The organism is Bacteroides sp. RTP21281st1_H5_RTP21281_210402, assembly GCF_040918965.1.
GTDB lineage: Bacteria > Bacteroidota > Bacteroidia > Bacteroidales > Bacteroidaceae > Bacteroides > Bacteroides congonensis.
This window is the reverse complement of sequence record NZ_JBCOWR010000010.1, coordinates 246,343-267,152: the sequence shown is the minus strand read 5'-3', so window position 1 is coordinate 267,152 and position 20,810 is coordinate 246,343. Positions and strand designations below refer to the sequence as shown.

Below are 20,810 nucleotides of genomic sequence, written 5' to 3'. Positions count from 1 at the left end.
GATAAGGAGCTGTCCGGGAGTTGCAGTTACTGACTACTTTATTGTTGATAGGGTACATGCCCGTCATCAGCATAGCCCTTGCGGGTGATGAAACAGGATAACTGCTGACTGCGTCAGTAAACACGATTCCTTCGGAAGCCAGCTTATCCAGACAGGGAGTTTTTACAGGTTCTTTACCTATGCAACCGAGTGCGTCTCCCCGGTATTGGTCAGCCATGATGAAAACAAGGTTGGGAGATGCTTGTGATAAAAGCGGGAGAATCGGAGCAGCAAGTGCTGCCCCGATAGTCCATGGCCGGTGATATATACTCCTTGGTATAGTATTCATAAATACAAAAATAGTTTTTTATTTTAAATGGATTATGGTTTATGTTGAATACCTATTGATTTGCATAGAGATTGGAACCTATCGGCCACCCCGGATTCTGATATACCACTGAAGTGGATGGATCTCCCCCTTTTACAGGTGTCGACATACGGAAGACGTCATAAGAAATCGGGGTGAGATAATTGGCTTCTTCGAAGTTATAGCCACCGTTGGCGATAATCAGTTCGTTGAATGCGTATGGTTGCAGATATTTGGTGTCTTTTACTGCCAATCCTTCCTTAATCTGATTTATATAATAATCCTTCTTCTGATATTCTTCCCAATTAAATCCTTCCACAACATAATTCTTCATTTTATCCAGTGAACGCCAGCGGAATAAATCGTCCTTACGCATACTTTCGGCTATAAACTCGCAACGACGCTCGCGACGGATATTATAAAGCAGCTTACTGACCAGTTCATTGCCTGACCATATAGCCAGGTCATTTTCCTTGCTTAGGTCGGTATTGTCGATTGTATATTGGTAATTTTCAGATACTCCGGCGCGCTTTCTTAGTGCTTTCCAGTATTTCTGGCTGTTTGCGTCTATAGAGTTTCCGCCATTTTTCATACAATCCGCTTCCATGTAGTTGAGGAATGCTTCCGATGCCCTGAAAATCATATATGCCAATGGTGAATTATCATTCGGGGCAACATTACTGTCTCTCCATCCTTTGCGTACCATATAGCCGGTAGCGGACTTGGCTACACTTTGATACGAATGGAGCAAGTTGACATATCTCATGATTCCCTCTTGATTCAGATTTGCTCCCCGCCATATCACGTCACCCGGTTTGGAAGTCGATTCTACCAAGCGTAAATCTCTGTTTTTCATTGCGTCCTCAATGCTTGCGTCACCTTGGTATTCTGTATTGCCTGTTGCGTAAATTGGCAAACCGTTAGTTGTAAGGAATGTTTCCACTAATGAACGTGTGTATCCTCCGCCTTTACCGGCACAGCCTTTTGCCATTTCATTTTCTCCATTGTAAATACTATGATAAGTACCTTCCACCAGACTGTTGACTTTAGCATCTACAGCATACATTCGCCACAGTAATACCTCTTTATTGGATGATAAGTCATATTGGTTAAACATATTCATGTAATCCTCGATTTTATCGGTGATATTGGGCAGGAATGCTTCTGCTACCGGTTTGGCGGCTTCCATTGCCTGAGTCAGGAAGAAATCTATTTCCGTATCCAGATTGCCATCGAATGTTCCACCCGGCCATCCTGCGCCTCCCGGTACACGGGCTGTTCCTTTGTGATACGTTTCCCAACTCGCTTCATAAAGGGCAACACGTGATTTGAACAATAAAGCGGATTCCTGATTCAACCTGTGGCTGGTCAATGCATTGCTGCGGGGGAGCAGGCGGCTGATAGCTTCATCCAAGTCCTTAAGAATGAAACGTGCCACTTCATTACGTGGCTTGCGTCTGTTGGCTTCCACATTAGCAGCATAATCATCAGCGTTAAGTTCTTCCGTAATGATAGGGAAGTCTCCAAACTTCCGCAGGTATTCAAAATAGATATAAGCACGGAAGAAAAACATTTCCCCTAAATACTGTTGTGTCTCATTAGTATTGTTGAGTATTCCGCTCTCCAGATTCTCAAGTGCATAATACAGAAAGTGGTTACAGTCCCGTAAATGTTCCTGACGATTATAGCTGCCGTCGGTTGCCACTTTGATGCGTTGGGGCAGAAAGATGTCTTTCGGTGAGTCTGCCGCCTGATTGTCACTAGTCTCGTCATCATTGAAAAGATTGACATCATTGTAATCGGGAAGCAAGGCATACTTTTTGTTGCAGTATGCCTGCAATTGGATCGGTTCGGTGAAGAAGCCTTCATCTGTATTATCCGTCAGGGGTTTCCTGTCGAGAAAGTCGCTGCATGAACTGAATGCGAATGAGGCGGCTATCAATGAAAATAGGGTATATCTTAGTTTCATAATAATCTGTTTTTAAGGTTTATAATGTAATGTTGACACCGAAAGACAATGTATAGCTCAATGGGTAGCTCATACCATTTTGGAAGAGTAGTTCCGGATCAAAGTTCTTACTCATCTTGCTGCCTGTCCAAAGATTGTCACCGGAGAAGAATACCCGTACTTTTTGCAAACTGATTTTTCGAATTAATTCTGTTGGTAAAGTATATCCGACTTGCAGGTTCTTCAGGCGGATATAAGCTGCATTTTGCAGGTAGCGGGTCTGTACTTGTTGATTTTGCTTGCTTCCGATAATAGGACGTGGAAAGTAAGCATTCAGGTTTGCTCCCAGTTCGTCACCTTCGGGGCGGAAGAAGTCGTAATGTTCGTCGTATCCTGTGGAGTCCCATTGTCCGCCGTTTACTCCCCAAAAGATCATACCTTTCGAATAGTCTGTTCTGTCGTCTCCGCCTACCCATATGTCGCGTTTGGCTACTCCCTGAAACATCATGCTGATATCAAAGCCTTTGTAATCGGCTCCCAATGTGATGCCAAAGCGATAGCGAGGCGTGCTGTTACCAATAATGCAGAGGTCTTTCGGGTCGTTGGCGGAAGTACCTTTTTCAATGGCAGGATTATCATCCAAGTTTGCATACATGATGTCGCCCGCTTTCCAGATGTTATTGCCGACACTTGGAAGTCTGCTTTGATCATGGATAGCTATGTAATCTTGTATTTCCTGGTCGGTTTTAGCCATACCTACGGTTTTAAATCCCCAAATTTCTCCCAGTTTCTTTCCTTTCCAGTAATTTTCTATTGTCTCACCATCCGAGTTTTTGGTGTAGAATGTCTTGTCCGGATTAGGATATTCTGTTACTTCAGTCTGTGCGTCGGACAGATTGAGGGATATGCGGTAACCTACCTGTCCAATTCTGTCCTGCCAGTTCACTTGTAGTTCCCATCCTTTAGTCCGTAAAGATGTGTTGTTTAGTTTCGGAGCTGATGCGCCTACAATCGGAGAAATCTCTTCAGCAGGCCCTACCATATCTTTTGTATCGCGGATATAATACTCTGCATATCCGGTCAGGCGGTTATTGAATGCAGCAAAGTCCAGGCCGGCATTGTAGCTGATAACCCGTTCCCAAGTGAGCAACGAACTTACAAGTCCGGGAGTGGAAGCAATACTTGAACGGTTGGCCTGCTCGAGCAACCATCGGCCACCATCGTCTGCGCTACCTACTGTTATGTTTTGGATGGAATAGGTAGGATAGAAACTTTCTGTATTTTGGTTTCCCAGGCTACCATACGAAAAACGTAGTTTCAACAGGTTGACATACTCCTGTGCCGGTTCCCAAAATGCTTCACGGGCGATATTCCACCCCACTGATACAGACGGGAAAGTTCCCCAACGTTCATCTCCACGAAAACGGGAAGTGGCATCACGACGAATATTTCCTTCAATCAGGTATCTTCCGTCATAATCATAGTTGAGACGGGCAAAATATCCCATTGTAGCCCATTCTCTGGTGAAAGCTTTCAATACACTTGTACCTGTTGCGGTGTTGATGCTGGGTACCTGTTCGTTGACTACATCATAACGCTTGCCTACCAGATTGTTGATACGGTAATATTCCGAGTTCATACCTGCGGTGGCTTTAAAGTTATGTTTCATCCAGGAATATTCATAATCAGCGTAAAGAGCGGTAGTCATCATGGACGTTTGTTCCGTTTCGCTTTGTACGAATGTCTTTCCGGCAGCAAGGTCGTTGTCACCTCCTAGCCACGCTTCCTCTACCGGTTGGTTCTCCTTGTTATAGAGATATACTTTGTTTACATTGTATTGATGCTGATAGTTTGTAGTTCGTAAACTTGCCTGTCCGTGTATACCTAATCCCTTGATAGGAGTTAGATGGAAACCGCCTTGAGTAAAATAAGTATCTTTGGTTGAGTTTGAACGTCCTCCCGAAGTTAACTGCATTAGTTTGGGATTACGGGTATAGTGACCGTTGTTGTCATACAGCGGCATTGTAGGATAGAGTTTGGTTGTTTCGGCAAAGAAACGGTCGCCGTAGAGCTTTATAAAAGTAGGCATACCGATATCTTCACGGATAAAACGCGCATTGAAGTCAAGGTTTAACCATTTGGTTACCTGTCCGCTTACTTTGCCGCTAATATTGAAGCGTTTCTTTTTCTCGTCGGAATAATTCATCTGTCCTTCTTGTGAAAGAAAAGCTCCGGAGATATAATATTTAACCTTTTCGCTTCCACCTGAAATACTTAGATTATGTTCTTGTCCGAAAGACGTTTTGTCAATGAAGTTTCGGGGCCAATTCTGGTTATCATTAGATGCTCCATTGAAAGGAAAGAAGCCACCTTGGTTGCCTTCTGGGTCAGAAGTGTATGGGTATTCGCCTGCCATGTATTTTTGGATACGGTCAATGGTGGCGGAGCTGAAAATAAATGCCTCTTCATTACCTTCCTCATTCTTTTTGGCCACATTGAAATACTTGGCAAAACGATATGAATCAAGCATATCGGGAATATTAGTCGGGCGAGACCACCGGAAATTACCGGAATATTGTATATTAGTCTTACCTGTTTCTCCGGATTTGGTAGTAATTAAAATCACTCCGAATGGTGCACGTGAACCATAAATAGAAGAAGATGCCGCATCTTTCAATACAGAGATATTGGCAATATCCTGTGGATTAAGAGAGTTGATATCTCCTTCGGCACCGTCAATCAAAACAAGTGGTGAAGCACTGGAACCTGTTCCCAAATTTCCTGTGCCGCGAATATTCATGTTAGGGCTATAGTCCAGACGTCCACCTTTGTCATTTATATCAATATTCAGTCCGGGCATGACACCTTGCAGGGCTTGTGTTACGGAAGTGACAGGTCTTGATTCAAGCGTCTTGGTATCTACGGTGGCTACCGCTCCGGTCAGGTTCACTTTCTTTTGCGTACCGAATCCTACCACAACCACTTCATCCAAAGTTTGCGTATCTTCCGTTAACATGATTCTGAAAGTGGTCTGATTACCGTCTATCGTCAGACGTTGTGGTTGGTATCCTATATATGATACTACCAGTACATTGCCTTTAGAAATGTTTTTCAGAGAGAAGTTGCCATCCATGTCGGTAATAGTTCCATTCGAAGTTCCTTCCACTAATACGCTGGCTCCGATAATTGGCTCGTTGAGCCTTTTGTCCGTAACGGTGCCCTTGATGTCCGATTGTTGTGCATACATTATATGGATGCCAAACAATAACATGATGAATAATGCTGTTAGTTTTCTCATTGCATTTTATTTAAAGTTATACATAAGGTTATCGTATTGCAAATGTAGGCGGATTGACTCATGATGGATATACATACTTGTTTCATAAAGTATGCATGTTTAATTCAAAAGGCTATTTCTTTATTCCTTTTTTTTGTATGTTTTGACTTTATTTCGTTTATTTGCGGTAAATCAGTGTATAATGAAACTCTTAAATCTAATTCTTGCTATTCTTATTATAAGCTGTTGCCCGTTCGATACGATTCATGCTTTCTTTGATAAGGACATCCGTATGTTGACGATGCAAGACGGACTGGCTGATAATACAATCCCTTGTATATATAAGGATGAAGATGGCTTTATGTGGTTTGGGACAAGTAACGGATTAAGTCGCTATGACGGAAAGACAGTCAGGAATTTCAAGCCGGCGGAAGCTTATAAATCTATATCATCCATTGTGAGATTGTCCGATGATTATTTAGGTATCCTGTCGGATGGCGTTCTTTATTATTTCAACCGGAAACTGGAAACTTTCACTCCTTCCACTAATAGTTCGGAAGCGGATAAATTGGCGGTTACCCGTGTATTGCCTGCCGGTGAATCTTCTTTTTGGGGAATATCGCTAAATAAGCTGTTCCTCTATCGGTGGGAGAGCTTGCAAAAAACGGACGGACAGGCGGCATCCATTCGGGTAAGGATAGAAAAGTCTTATGATTTACTGCCGGGAGAGGATGAAGTCCTTGCTGATTTCTGTTATGATGAAGAGTGCAAGGATAAAATATGGTTGGCAACCAATAAAGGGAATCTGTTGTTATTTCGTCCGGATACTCCACAACAGGTTTCTTGTAAGAGCCTGATACAGGAAGCTTATCCTTTACGGATTACTTCAATAATGAGTAGGGATGATATTGTGTGGATTTCTACTATTTCCAAAGGCATCATCCGTTATCATGTGAAGACGGGGGACATTGACCGGATTTCGTATGGCGGGACAGGAAAAGGGAATCTCCTTTCCCATACGGATGTCTATCAAACCCTATATATAGGGAATAATCGTTATTTGGCCGTCACATGGAGTGGATACACATTATTAATGCTTGACGAAGAACATCCGGAAGAACTGACTTCGGAGATTTACAATTATACACATACACAGATTCACCTGAATCTGGAAACCCGCATGATTTCTGCATATTATGACCCGACCGGACTTCTTTGGATTGGAACGAACGGTGGGGGAGTAATGTATTCCGATTTAAGGTCACAGTTTTACCACCGTTATTATCAAAAGAGACATAATGAGATTTGCGGCATTGTAATGGATGATAGCCGGTATGTATGGCTGGCCACTTTCCATAAAGGTATTATGAAGAGTACTCTGCCGTATATTCCGGGAAAAAAACTGGAATTCACCAAGACCGATACAGGAAATGGGAAACAGGAAGAAACTGTGCTATGTTGCTTGAAAGACAAACAAGGCAATCTCTGGTTCGGAAACGCGGACGGCTCATTGACATTTTACGACAATAAACTTCGTCGGTTTTCAATCCGTCCTTTGCCGGTAAACGGTATTGTGAACAGTTCCCCGGTATGGGCTTTGCATATCGACCGTAAAGACAGGTGTTGGGTTGGTACAGAACAAGGGCTTTTATTGTATGACTGCAAGACAAAGATATGTACCCGTTTGCCTGTCGGACAATATTTGAAGGAGACTAAATTCCCTTTTGTGCGGGAGATAGAGGAAACGGAAGACGGCGTGATATGGCTGGGCACAAGTAATATGGGAGTCTGTAAGTTGACGGAGTCTGCTTCGGGAGATATTTTAGTGAAGGATGGTTACGAGCGGAAAGCCGGTATGGAACATCATTCCGTACGTTCTTTGTTAGCGTCTTCAGATGGGAATCTGTATGTTGGTTATATAGATGGCTTTGCTATTCTTTCTCCACATCAGGATTCAATTCAGGAATTTTATACTACCAATGACGGATTATGCAGTAATTTTATCGGTTGCATCACAGAAGATGACAAGGGACATATCTGGCTAGGAAGTAACTCCGGCATATCGAGATATAGCCGTCATCAACATTTGTTCTATAATTACTATATTGCAGGCAGTAACCGTTCGGCGGTGTTCTACGATAAAACTTTGTTTTTCGGAAATAATCAGAGCCTGACGTTTTTCAATCCGGACGATGTAAGTACGTCCCCGGTCAACGACCGTGTCCTGATAACAGGACTGGAAGTTAATAATCGTCCGGTGGAGATTGGAGCGGCGATAAACAAGCAGGTCATACTAGACAAGGGAATATCTTATACCGGCCGGATTGTGCTGAACAATGATAACCGTGATTTCTCCCTGACCTTCAACAACCTGTCCTATTCGAATGAACAACAAAAGTATAATTACCGGCTTTTTCCCTATCAGGAGAATTGGCTGATATCTAATAATGGGGAAAAAGCCTCATATACCAACCTTCCTGTAGGAGACTATGTTTTTGAAGTGAAAAACATCTATCCGGACGGGCAGTCGGGGCCGCTCAATTCATTGAAAATAACCATTCTTCCTCATTGGACGGATACCTTGGCTTTTCGTCTTTTTATTTTCCTATTGTTATTGGCAGGTGCCGCTTATTGTGTGAGACTGGTAAGAATCCGTCAGAAACGTCTGGAACGTGAAATGCAGATGAAACATGAATTGCTCACTGTCAGTATGGAGCGTGAGAAAGAACGCCAGATACGTATGGAGCGTGAGAACTTTTTTACGGGTGTCGCCCATGAGTTGCGTACTCCGCTCACATTAATTCTGGCACCGTTGCAGGAACTGATGAAACAATGTAACCCGTTGGAGTCTATCTATAAAAAATTGCAGGTGATGTATAAGAATGCGGCTTCACTACACACCTTGGTCGACCATTTGCTATATGTGCAGAAGATAGAGGCGGGAATGGTGAAACTTCAGTTGTCCGAAACCGACCTTGTGCAACTGATAAGGAGTGTATCGGAACCTTTCCGGCAAATGGCGGAAATTAAAGGATTGCGTTTCGACACAAACCTGCCGGACACGAAACTGATGGTTTGGGTAGATGAGGCGAAAATTTTCTCGGCAGTGCAGAACCTTTTGTCAAACGCGTTTAAATATACATCTCCGGCAGGAGACATCCTGCTATCCGTCTCTCATACAATGAAGGACGGACAGGGATATTGTCTGGTGGCTGTCTCGGATACGGGCATAGGCATTTCCGAAGACTTGCAGAAGCACGTTTTCGATTCTTTTATAACGGGAGACAGCCTTCCTGAATACTCTACAAAGATGGGAATAGGCTTGCATATAGTCAAGCATACAATGGATTTGCATCACGGCCTGGTTACACTGCAAAGTGTACCGGGTGAAGGAAGCACGTTTGTATTGCATATTCCCGAGGGGAAAGGGCATTTCGCGAAAGATGATTATGAATTGCGGGAATCTCAATCGAAAGTGACGGGACAAGAGGATAAACAGGAACTTCCGGCTCTGGTGTATGGTGAAAACTCGGAAGAGGTTTCGACTAAAAGAAGTCTGCTGATTATAGAAGATAATGAAGATGTGCGCGAATATATATGTAGCTTGTTCGCCCTTAAATACCGGCTGTATGAGGCGGCAGACGGGGAAGAGGGAGTGCGTATGGCGAAAGAAAAGCTTCCCGATTTGATTATTTCCGACGTGATGATGCCTGTAAAAGACGGTTTTACTTGTTGTGAGGAAATTCGTTCACAACAAGAGACAGCACATATTCCTATCTTGATGCTGACAGCAAAAGCAGAGGATGCTGACATCCTGCAAGGTTCGCGTAGCGGGGCGGATGATTATATGATGAAGCCTTTCAACCCTGAAATCCTGAAAGCGAAAGTAGATAACCTGATTTTGCAGCGTGAACAGTTGAAGAGGATTTATACCAAAGCCTTGATGCTGAAACAGAAATCGGAAGAAGGGGAACAGGAAGACGCTTTTCTGTTACAATTAATCCATGTCATAGAGGCGAATATTCCTAATGAGAACTTCAATGTCAAGATGTTGGCCGAACAACTGAATATGAGCCAGCCTACGCTATACCGTAAAGTAAAACAGCGTAGTGACTTGTCTGTGATAGACATGATTCGGAGTATTCGCATCAGTAAGGCCGCTTCGTTGATTCTGGAAAACCGGTACTCAATTCAGGAGATTACGGAGATGGTCGGTTATTCGGATACCCGTACGCTTCGCAAGCATTTTACGGAACACTTCGGGGTGTCGCCTTCTAAATATATAGGAGAGAAATAAGCATGCTATATGCCATGCCTTGTGCCACCGCATTGGCACAACTGTGCCAGTCCGTTGGCATGAGCGTGCCAATAAGGTGGCACAACTGTGCCAATACGGTGGCACCATCCAAAGGATTAAATGTGTCGGTGCACTAAAGTGCTTAGCGTATTTTTCTCTCCGTAGAATAGACAATATTGCAAATAAACACCCCTGTTTTAAGAAAAAGTACACGCCTTTTATCTTCCCATCGCCTACTTTTGTAACGTGAAGAAACAGAGTCGGGTTATGCATAATGACCTTCACCATTTGTTTCACATCGGATACAAATTTAATAACTTAAAAATCGAAATATTATGCATTTATTAAAGAAGCAAAGAGTCGCGACACTCGTATTTGCCTTTGTATCGCTTATGGCATACGGACAAAAACAAACTGTTATTTATCCCGGAGAAGTGTGGCCTGATACGGACGGAAATCATATTCAAGCTCATGGCGGAGGTATTATCAAATACGGCAAGACCTATTATTGGTACGGTGAACAACGCAGAAAAGGGATTGAGTTAGACGATTACCGCTACGTAAGTTGCTATTCTTCAAAAGATTTGATAAACTGGAAATCGGAAGGCGATGTCTTGAAGATGTCAAAGCCTGACCCTATATTGACAGATGCGGTAGAGAATAAGAAATGGGTATTGGAAAGGCCTAAAGTCTTTTATAATGAAAAGACAAAGAAATTTGTGATGTATATGCATATTGACGGCACTTTGGAAGGAACGACAAAAGGATACAATTATGCGAAAGTCGGTGTGGCTGTCAGCGACAAGCCTACTGGACCTTTTACTTTTGTGAAACTTTTCCGTCCATTGGGTAAGGAAAGCCGTGACATAGGCCAGTTTATTGATGATGACGGAAGCGCTTACCTGATATTTGAATGCCGCCCGGAGAAAGGATTTTATATAGCAAAATTGTCGGATGATTATATGAATGTGGAAAAGGCGGTGACATTTATCCAGTCACGCTTGGAAGGAGGAGCGATTGTTCATTATAAAGGATTATATTATGCGATTGGTTCCGGCCTGACTGCCTGGCGTCCTAATCCAAATAAAGTGGCTACGGCACCTTCTTTGTCCGGTCCTTGGAGTGAGTTTGTTGATATAGCCCCGCCGGCTACCAATACATATGGTTCGCAGTCCACATTGCTTTTAAAGGTGGAAGGAAAGAAAAGTACGACAGTCATATTTATGGCTGATATATGGAAACCTGCTTCACAATGGGATTCTCGTTATCTGTGGATGCCGGTTGAAATTGGAGACGGAAAACTATGGGTACCGGAACCTGGACCGTGGACTATTGACGTGAAGACGGGAGAATATAAGTTTATCCCGACAGATACGGCAAAAAAGTGATTGTAAACTGAAGAAGTAACCTGAAAATTGCATTGGAAAAGAATGAATAAAGTAATATGCGGCATAATTGTAAGTATGATAGTCGGCTGTATGAGCCAACCGGTACTTGCGCGCCGGTCAGTGGATAAGAACCAGCCTTGGTCTGTGAGGATGGTCGAATCGGAGATGATACGTAACCCGGAGTCGTGGCAGGTTGATTTCTCTACCAAATTGAAATGGAGTTATTGTGTCGGACTGGAATTGGGGGCTATCTGGAAAGTTTATGAACGATATGGGGATGAACGGCTTCGCGAATATGTGGTCAGCTATGCTGACACAGTCGTACAGGAGAATGGAAACATTCATACTTATCGTTTGTCCGATTATAATATAGATCAGGTCTATTCGGGTAAAATGTTGTATGATGTATATCAATACACGAAAAATCGCAAATATGAAAGAGCTTTGAAGTTGTTGCGCAGCCAGTTGGACACACAGCCGCGTACCAAAGAGGGCGGTTTTTGGCATAAGAAAATATATCCGCATCAGATGTGGCTGGACGGTATTTATATGGGTTCTCCTTTCTATGCGGAATATGCCATGCGCAACAGCCGTGTAGATGATTATCAGGATGTTATACGTCAGTTCAAGGTTGTGGCACGCCATACGTATGATCCGGTCACCGGCCTGTACAAACATGCCTGGGACGAAAGCCGGCAACAAAAATGGGCGGATCCGGTGACGGGACAATCTGCGCATTGTTGGGGACGGGCAATGGGATGGTATGCGATGGCATTGGTTGATGTACTGGACTATATACCGGTGAGTGAGCCGGGGCGTGACTCTCTTCTTGTTATATTGAATCATGTCGCTGCGCAGATAGAGAAATATCAGGATAAACGTACAGGACTTTGGTATCAGGTAGTAGACCGTAGTGGGGATGAAGGGAATTATCTCGAAGCTTCCGCTTCCGCCATGTACGCTTATGCTTTGATGAAAGGCGTCCGGAAAGGATACTTGCCGGCTTCTTTAATGAAAGTAGGAGTGAAAGGATACAAAGGTATTCTTGAACATCTGATTCAGGTAGATGATAAAGGACTTGTCACACTTACACAGATATGTGAAGTGGCCGGTTTGGGAGGAAGTAAGGACTACCGTATGGGCGATTATGACTATTACATCAATGAGAGAAAGAAAGATAATGACGCGAAAGGGGTGGGCCCTTTCATACTTGCCAGTCTGGAATACGAGAAATACACTAACTAAATACAAAATCATAACCATGAAAATGAGAAACAGCTTTTATAGCCTCTGCATTTTATTCGTGACGGCTTGCGGAGCAGAGAAACAGACGCCCATTGACCGGGAGTCACTGGTCATGCGCAACAACCCGCATGTCACGGCATTTGATTCTCTGTCATCCTTATCCGTAGGTAACGGAGAATTTGCCATGACTGTAGATGCTACCGGATTACAGACATTTCCCAAGATGTATGAAAAGGGGATACCTTTGGGTACACAAGCGCAATGGGGATGGCATAGTTTTGTAAACACGGAAGGCTACAAACACAAGGAGACACTGGAAGAGTACGACTTCGGTCGGGGACACAAGGAGCTTTATGCTACACAAGTAAAAGAAAAAGGGCGTCAGAATAATGCCGTTGACTGGTTCCGTGCCAATCCGCACCGCCTGCATTTGGGAATAGTCGGCTTGGATTTGCCGCAGACAGTACAACCTTCCGACCTGCAGGAGATAGACCAACGGCTTGATATGTGGAAAGGCGTCATCAAAAGCCATTTCCTGTTGAACCGTCAGCCGGTAGATGTTGAAACCGCCTGCCATCCGGACAAGGACAAAATTATAGCTAAAGTATCTTCTTCGCTAAGACCGGGAATCAAATTCCGTTTCTCCTATCCGACCGGAGAATGGGGAGGCGATGGTTGTGACTGGACAAAAAATGACCTTCACTCCACCGTTATCGTAAAGCAGTCTTCCCAATCCGTTACTTTGGAGCGTAAGATAGATGCAACGACTTATTATATAGCCGTAGAATGGGAAGGAAAAGCGGATTTCAAGGAAAAGGCAAAGAATTATTTTGTACTGGAGCCACAGGAAGACAACATCGCATTTACCTGCTCTTTCACGGAAGAAATGGGTAATGGCTCACATCCGGCTATTCCGCAACAGATGGCGGAAGTAGCTTCCCATTGGGAGTCTTTCTGGAAGAAAGGGGCTGCCGTCGATTTCTCCGCTTGTAAAGACCCGCGTGCCGGTGAGCTGGAACGCAGAGTCGTACTGTCACAATATCTGATGGCTATCCAATGTGCGGGCACCACACCGCCACAGGAAACTGGTTTGACTTATAACTCCTGGTTCGGTAAATTCCATCTCGAAATGATTTGGTGGCATCAGGCGCATTTTGCCTTATGGGGGCATCCGGAACTTCTGGACCGTACATTGGGATGGTATGAAAATGTGTACCCTGTTGCTAAGGAAATTGCGGAACGTCAGGGATTCAAGGGTGTCCGTTGGATGAAGATGACAGACCCTTCAGGTATGGAAGCGCCTTCCAGCATAGGCTCTTTCCTTATCTGGCAACAACCTCATCTCATTTATCTGGCGGAACTGCTCTATCGTGCCAATCCGTCACCGGAAGTCATCCGGAAATATAATAAACTGGTACAGGAGACCGCCGAATTCATGTATTCATTTGCCACCTACGATGAAGCGGATGACCGCTATATCCTGAAAGGACTCATTCCTGCACAGGAAACACTCCGCATACCGGACACTTTCAACTCTCCTTTCGAACTCTCTTATTGGCATTGTGCCATGAAGATGGCGCAGGAATGGCGGGAACGTTCGGGTGAGGGACGGAAACCGGAATGGGATACGCTGATTGACAAGATTTCTCCGCTTGCATCGAAAGACAGCCTGTATCTGGCTGCCGAAAGTGCCGCCGATACTTATGCGAACGACCGTTATATATCCGATCATCCGGCAGTATTGGGGGCATGGGGCATCCTTCCCGCATCAAGGCTGGCAGACGAAGGAATGATGAAAAATACGCTGCACTGGATATGGGACAACTGGAACTGGAATCATACTTGGGGATGGGATTATCCGATGACGGCAATGAACGCAGCCCGTCTGGGCGAACCGGAAAAAGCGGTCGGCGCATTATTGATGGATAAGCGTACAAACACCTACCTGATAAACGGACACAACTATCAGGATGAACGCTTGCGTCTTTATCTGCCCGGAAACGGCGGTTTGCTGACTGCCATTGCCATGATGTGTGCCGGATGGGACGGATGTGACACTCCGAATCCGGGATTTCCGAAAGACGGTAATTGGAATGTGAAATGGGAAGGACTGCAACCGATGCCGTAACCTTTCCTCTACATTCATCCACCCTATAAAAAAATGAAGAAGAATGAAGATAAAATGGAATTTGATTTGCTGCTGCTTATGCCTCTCTGTTGTTTTTAATTCACAGCGATTGAACGCTCAGGCAATGGAACAGGCATGGAAAGAATGTAGCAATATAGAAAAACAGATAAAGAAAACCTCTTTCCCGCAGCGGACTTTCAATATCAAGGATTTCGGCGCAAAGCAAGGAAGTGAGAAAGACTTGTGCCATGAGGCCATCAACCTGGCAATACTGGCTTGCAATCAGGCAGGTGGAGGGCGTGTCGTAATTCCTTCCGGCACATTCTATGCAGGCCCCATCACGATGAAAAGTAATGTGAACCTGTATCTGGAAGAGGGAGCGTGCCTGAAGTTCTCGACGGAGAAATACCTCTATACACCTACTGTACTGACCCGTTGGGAAGGGCTCGACTGTTATAATCTGCGTCCCTTGATTTATGCGTATGGTGAAACCAACCTTGCAATTACCGGAAAAGGCACAATTGACGGACAGGGAAGCAATGAAACTTGGTGGTTCATGTGTGGAAACTCCGACAGGTTTGGTTGGAAAGAAGGAATGATTGCTGCGAAGAACGGAGGACGTGACAAACTCGGAATGTATGCGGAAACGTTTACTCCGGTAGACAAAAGACAGATGACACTGGAAGACGGTCTGCGTCCCCAGTTGATAAATTTCTATCATTGCAACACGGTTCTGATAGAAGATGTAACTTTGCGCAACTCTCCTTTCTGGGTGATTCATCCGCTGTTCTGCGAAAGCCTGATTGTACGTGGGGTGAAGATATATAGCCATGGCCCCAACAGTGATGGATGTGACCCCGAATCAAGCAAGAATGTGCTGATTGAGGACTGCCTGTTTGATACAGGAGATGATTGTATTGCCATCAAGAGCGGTCGTAACATGGACGGACGCAAATGGAACGTCCCCAGTGAAAACATTATCGTGAGAAACTGTGAAATGAAAGACGGTCATGGCGGAGTGGTGGTAGGCAGTGAAATCTCAGGCGGTTATAAGAACCTGTTTGTGGAGAACTGCCGGATGGACAGCCCGAATCTGGATCGCGTGATCCGTATCAAGACAAACAGTTGCCGTGGCGGTGTGATAGAGAATATTTTTGTCCGTAATGTGGAAGTCGGCGAATGTAAGGAGGCTGTTCTTAAAATCAACCTTCAATATGAGAACAGGGAGAAATGCGACCGGAGCTTTCCGCCTATGGTGCGCAATGTCTTTATGGATCGTATCACAAGCGGTAAAAGTGACTACGGAGTGCTTATCGTAGGTTATGATGACCGCACGAATATTGAGAATATCCATGTCACGAACAGTAAATTCGACCAGGTAAGCAAGTCACCTGTCAGTATAAAGGGTGCGAAAGACGTGAAGTTTGAGAATTTCTTTATCAACGGCCGGCTTGTCACCGAATAGAATATTTGTGACGGAATAATCACTTGGATTCGGATTGTTTGTTAACAATCTATGATAAAGTCAACTCTTTCTAAGCAGAATCAGTTGGCTTTATTCTGCTTTCAGGTACTTGTTTTTAAACGGAAATTCTTATTTTTGCGTATTATACTATAACTTTGGAGCTATGAAAACTAGATTTTATCTATTATTTCTGTTGGTAGTGGCAGGACTGTTAACACAAGGATTTGCACAACCCAAAGTCTTTATGAAGCATTATGGACCCGAAAGCGGAATATCACAAAATTCGGTTACCAGCATTTTGCAGGACCATAAAGGTATGATGTGGTTCAGCACTTATGATGGTGTCAACCGGTTTGACGGACAAACATTCAAAACATTTAAAAAGGCAAAGGGAAACCAGATTTATCTTTCCAGTAATAATGTAAAGCAGATGAAGGAAGATAAGTACGGCTATATCTGGATGCTTACCGGAGAACTGCGGATGTCCCGTTTTGACCCGCGCACGGAAACAGCCTGCCGGGTTCCCGCCGACGGGGCGGAGAAAGACCTTACTATTGTTTCATTCGAACTGTTCGACAATGGCGAAGCATGGCTTGTCACCGAGGAACAGGGAGCCATACAAGTACTTACAGATCCCAAAACACATCAGTTGTCTGTCCGGCCTTACTTCCCTAGACAAAAGGTGAATCAAGTCTATCTGGATCGGAAAAAGAACACTTGGTTGCTTACCAATAATGGTATTTCCTGCCTTAGAGCCGGCGAGGATATGCCCATTTCTTATATGGTGGAGACTGATTTTTCTTTTTATTCCCTTTTGGAGCGGGAAAATGAGATATTATTCGGTTCGAACAAAGGCGAGATTGTGCGGTATCAGAAAGGTGACCGGAGCTTTGTGTTTACCAAACTTCCGTTGCAGGACAGGGTCATAGCTATTGATTCCCTTTCGGGCAGTGAATTACTGTTTACTTCAGAAAAGGCGGGATTCGTGATATATAATGTTGACACTCAGGATATGTCACTCTATGACCGGAAGAATTGCACCAATTATCCTGAGAACAAGATACTTTCTACCTATTTTCATAAAAAGAAAAAAGAAGTCTGGTTTGAAGTCGAACAGTTCGGGGCGGTTTGCTATTTCAGCCTGCCGGAACGCCGGCTTTTCTACCAACTGATTGAGACGGAGAACGGGGTGGCAACCCGTACGCAGCCTATCATTGAAGACGCAAACGGGAACGAGTGGGTGTCTCCTTACGGAGGCGGCTTTTCTTACTTTGACAGGAAGGATAATCGTTTCGTTCCGTTCTATAACCGTCCCAATGCCCCCGGTCAGAAATATTCCAATAAACTTCATTCCATATTCTTTGACCGGCAGGGCAACCTGTGGTTTTGCTCGCACTCGAAGGGGTTGGAGAGAGTGACGTTTCTGGAGAGCAAGTTCTATTTCAACCGGGCACTTTCCGGCAGTAATTCCCGTACGTTGGACAATGATGTACGTTCCATCCTTGAAGATAAGGAACATCGCTTGTGGGTCGGCTTTAGGAACAGGTATATCCGTGTATTCGATTCCGCTTTGGAACCTCTCGGCTATTTGACAAAGGAAGGACGGATTGTGCAGAGCGGTCCTCATTTGGAAGTTTCCGCTTACGCTATCATGCAGGACAAGCAGAATGACATCTGGATAGCGACCAAAGGAGACGGAGTGTTGAGACTGAAGAAACAGGGGAATACTTATTCCGTCACCCAGTTCCGGCATGATCCGGCGGATATATATAGTTTGAGTAATAATGATACCTATTCACTTCATCAGGATAATGAAGGACGGATTTGGGTGGCTACTTTCGGGGGCGGACTTAATTATATAGACCCGTCCGATCCTCTGTCGAAATTTGTCAATTACCGTAACAAACTGAAAAACTATCCTATCAACGAATGCCCGAAGATTCGTCACATCGCTTCTGACAAGAAGGGGCGTCTTTGGTTGGGGACTACCAACGGTGCGGTCTATTTTAACGAGGACTTTGCCGATGCCGAAAATATAGTCTTTCATCATGTACCGGCCGATCCGATGGTGGACGGTTGCCTGAGTAGCAATGACATACATTGGGTTTACGCTTCCTCGAACAAGGAACTTTACCTCGCTACTTATGGCGGCGGACTGAATAAGCTGGTGTCAATCAATGATGCCGGTGTCCCGACTTTTAAAAACTACACGATAAAGAACGGGCTTACGTCAGATGCTTTGTTCGCAATTCAGGAAGACCGTGCCGGACATTTATGGCTGAGTACCGAAGAACGCCTGAGCAAGTTCATGCCCGAAAAGGAAATCTTTGAAACTTACAACGATAATAACTTCGGCTTCCGGCTTCGCTTTAAGGAAGGTGCCTGTGCCACCACTTTCGATAACCGTATCGTGTTTGGAAGCAATCAGGGCTTGTTCTCTTTCTATCCTGATTCCATAAGGAAAAGTTCCTATATCCCTTCTATTGTATTTTCAGATTTGCTGTTGTTCAACAAAGTGGCTCCGGTGGGAGGGAAATCCCCGTTGAAAGTGTGTCTGGATGACATGGACAAGCTGGTATTGGAACATGACGAAAATAACTTCACCCTTCAATATGCCGCACTGGATTACAGGAATCCCGAGAACATACAGTACGCTTACTATCTGGAAGGCTTTGACAAAGACTGGCAGATTGTCAACAAGCAGCATTCCGCTTCTTACAATAATCTTCCGAAAGGCAAATATACGTTCCATGTAAGGTCAACGAACGGGGATGGTATTTGGGTGGATAATGTCCGGCAACTGAAGATTGTGGTTTTACCCGCTTTTTGGGAGAGTGAACTGGCGTATGTACTTTATATCATCGCAGTCCTGCTGATTATCCTGTTGCTTTCCCATATTCGTTTCGTAGTCTACCGCCTGAAGAACAAGGTGCGGGTGGAACAGCAGATTGCAGATATCAAACTTCGTTTCTTCACGGATATCTCCCATGAGTTCCGCACCCCGCTGACGCTTATTAACGGGCCGTTGGAATATGTCTTGGAGAATGTGCCTTTGCCGGAAGACGGAAGGAAACATCTTTCGGTAGTCAAGCAGAACACCGACCGCATGTTGCGGTTAGTGAATCAGATTCTGGATTTCCGTAAGATACAGAACCATAAGATGAAGATGGTGGTACAGGATATTGACTTGGTACCTTTCGTCAGGAAGGTGATGGATAATTTCACGGAAATGGCTGAAGAGCAAAAGATTGACTTGTGTCTTGAGGCACCGGAACAGAATTTGCATCTTTGGGCGGATTCGGACAAACTGGAGAAAATCCTGTTTAATTTGCTTTCCAATGCGTTCAAATTCACTCCCCCGCAGAAGAAGATCAGCGTGGTGGTCAAAGAGGAAGCGGGACATATCATGATTGAGATTCACGATCAGGGGATTGGCATATCTAAGGAGAAAATCGGTTCTATCTTCGAACGTTTCGAGAGTTTGGGCAATGAAGATGTAGCCAGCCAGTCCAACAGTTCCGGCATCGGATTATCTCTGGTGAAAGAACTGGTCGCCATGCATAAAGGAAAAATTGAGGTACAGAGTACTTTGGGCGAGGGAAGTTGCTTTATTCTTACGTTGCCTGCGGGACGTGACCATTATGATGAACATACCGAATTTATCTTGGGCGGGCAGGAGAAAATATCTTCGGTATCGGAAAAAAGTGTGGAATCGGTCACTGTGCAGTCAACCCACGAACCCCCGACCGGAGAAGAACGCAGGAAACTGCTTTTAGTTGAAGATAATGAGGAACTGCGTTCTTTCCTGAGAGATATTTTCAGGAAAGATTATGAAGTGTTTGAAGCTGCCAACGGCAGGGAAGGCTTCGAAAAAGCGGTAGAGGTTCAGCCCGACCTGATTATCAGTGATGTGATGATGCCCGAAAAGAATGGTATAGAGATGACAAGAGATATACGTGAAAGTGTGGAAACAAGTCATATACCTGTTATATTGCTGACCGCCAAGTCCACTATCGAAAGCAAGTTGGAAGGACTTGAATATGGGGCGGACGACTATATCACGAAACCTTTCAGCACTTCCTATCTGAAAGCCCGTGTATCCAACCTGCTCCTTATCCGTCAGAAGCTCAGCCGGCTTTATTATGGAGAGCCGTCCGGAATAGCTGCAACGGCAGAGCAGGAAGAAGTATCTGCGGAAGAAGAGAAACCGCAAATGACATTGAAAGACCGTAACTTTATGGAAAAACTGGTCGGGCTGATAGAAGCTAATCTGGATAACGGCGAACTGGTAGTCGATGATTTGGTGAAAGAATTCCCGATGAGCCGTTCTACTTTCGGCAACAAGGTAAAGGCCTTGACCGGAATGGCAACCGTTAAGTTCATACTTGAAGTACGGTTGAGGAGAGCCGGAGAACTGATAAGGACGGGCGAATATACCTGTGCGCAAGTCGGCTATATGGTCGGATTCAACGACCCTCATTATTTCAGCAAGAGTTTCAAGCAGAAATTCGGCATTACTCCGACAGACTATCAGCAGATGAAGGACAGTTGACTGTCAATTGCCGATATTCAAAAAGAAATGGGATAATCTGTAAAAAACGGGCGGGAGTGTATCAACTTTTACCCGTTTTTTGATTCAATCCGCTGATAACATGCAGATTTGGGAAATAATCTACCTGTATTATTAAAATCTACACCGCTTATATATGGCAAGAG

At 44.5% G+C, this 20,810-nt stretch carries 9 protein-coding genes; 6 read left to right on the top strand and 3 right to left on the bottom strand.

Annotated features, from left to right (window positions below; translation table 11 throughout):
* The 3 genes from AB5443_RS16055 to AB5443_RS16045 all read right to left on the bottom strand — a co-directional run.
* Positions 1–328: sulfatase-like hydrolase/transferase (locus AB5443_RS16055; protein WP_368119622.1), on the bottom strand; the 328-nt coding region annotated here is incomplete at its 3' end.
* A gap of 52 nt (positions 329–380) precedes the next feature.
* Positions 381–2,315, bottom strand: a complete 1,935-nt coding sequence (locus tag AB5443_RS16050; protein ID WP_368114063.1) for a RagB/SusD family nutrient uptake outer membrane protein — start codon at positions 2,313–2,315, stop codon at positions 381–383.
* Positions 2,316–2,334: 19 nt separating this feature from the next.
* A complete protein-coding gene (locus AB5443_RS16045; RefSeq protein ID WP_368114064.1) occupies positions 2,335–5,592 on the bottom strand; it encodes a SusC/RagA family TonB-linked outer membrane protein in 3,258 nt (1,085 codons plus the stop codon).
* A 181-nt stretch (positions 5,593–5,773) separates the two neighbouring features.
* Between AB5443_RS16045 and AB5443_RS16040 the strand changes: the two genes are divergently transcribed.
* From AB5443_RS16040 to AB5443_RS16015, 6 genes are all read left to right on the top strand, one after another.
* Positions 5,774–9,868, top strand: a complete 4,095-nt coding sequence (locus tag AB5443_RS16040) for a two-component regulator propeller domain-containing protein (protein WP_368114065.1) — start codon at positions 5,774–5,776, stop codon at positions 9,866–9,868.
* A gap of 335 nt (positions 9,869–10,203) precedes the next feature.
* The gene (locus tag AB5443_RS16035) at positions 10,204–11,256 is read left to right on the top strand and encodes a family 43 glycosylhydrolase (protein ID WP_368114066.1); all 1,053 of its coding nucleotides are present in this window, start codon (positions 10,204–10,206) and stop codon (positions 11,254–11,256) included.
* Between the two features lie 42 nt (positions 11,257–11,298).
* Complete coding sequence (locus AB5443_RS16030; protein WP_368114067.1) at positions 11,299–12,501, top strand: glycoside hydrolase family 105 protein; 1,203 nt, start codon at positions 11,299–11,301, stop codon at positions 12,499–12,501.
* 22 nt (positions 12,502–12,523) lie between these two features.
* Positions 12,524–14,629, top strand: coding sequence for a hypothetical protein (locus tag AB5443_RS16025; protein WP_368114095.1), 2,106 nt, complete (start codon positions 12,524–12,526; stop codon positions 14,627–14,629).
* 43 nt (positions 14,630–14,672) lie between these two features.
* The gene (locus AB5443_RS16020) at positions 14,673–16,094 is read left to right on the top strand and encodes a glycoside hydrolase family 28 protein (protein WP_368114068.1); all 1,422 of its coding nucleotides are present in this window, start codon (positions 14,673–14,675) and stop codon (positions 16,092–16,094) included.
* Between the two features lie 163 nt (positions 16,095–16,257).
* Positions 16,258–20,646 carry a two-component regulator propeller domain-containing protein gene (locus AB5443_RS16015; protein ID WP_368114069.1) on the top strand — a complete coding sequence of 1,463 codons (4,389 nt, stop codon included), beginning with the start codon at positions 16,258–16,260 and terminating at the stop codon, positions 20,644–20,646.
* Positions 20,647–20,810 lie beyond the last annotated feature (164 nt).

Bases quoted from the DNA above. Each gene is read 5' to 3' on its own strand.
- AB5443_RS16050 (WP_368114063.1), bottom strand. From the start codon at position 2,315: ATGAAACTAAGATATACCCTATTTTCATTGATAGCCGCCTCATTCGCA.
- AB5443_RS16045 (WP_368114064.1), bottom strand. From the start codon at position 5,592: ATGAGAAAACTAACAGCATTATTCATCATGTTATTGTTTGGCATCCAT.
- AB5443_RS16040 (WP_368114065.1), top strand. From the start codon at position 5,774: ATGAAACTCTTAAATCTAATTCTTGCTATTCTTATTATAAGCTGTTGC.
- AB5443_RS16035 (WP_368114066.1), top strand. From the start codon at position 10,204: ATGCATTTATTAAAGAAGCAAAGAGTCGCGACACTCGTATTTGCCTTT.
- AB5443_RS16030 (WP_368114067.1), top strand. From the start codon at position 11,299: ATGAATAAAGTAATATGCGGCATAATTGTAAGTATGATAGTCGGCTGT.
- AB5443_RS16025 (WP_368114095.1), top strand. From the start codon at position 12,524: ATGAGAAACAGCTTTTATAGCCTCTGCATTTTATTCGTGACGGCTTGC.
- AB5443_RS16020 (WP_368114068.1), top strand. From the start codon at position 14,673: ATGAAGATAAAATGGAATTTGATTTGCTGCTGCTTATGCCTCTCTGTT.
- AB5443_RS16015 (WP_368114069.1), top strand. From the start codon at position 16,258: ATGAAAACTAGATTTTATCTATTATTTCTGTTGGTAGTGGCAGGACTG.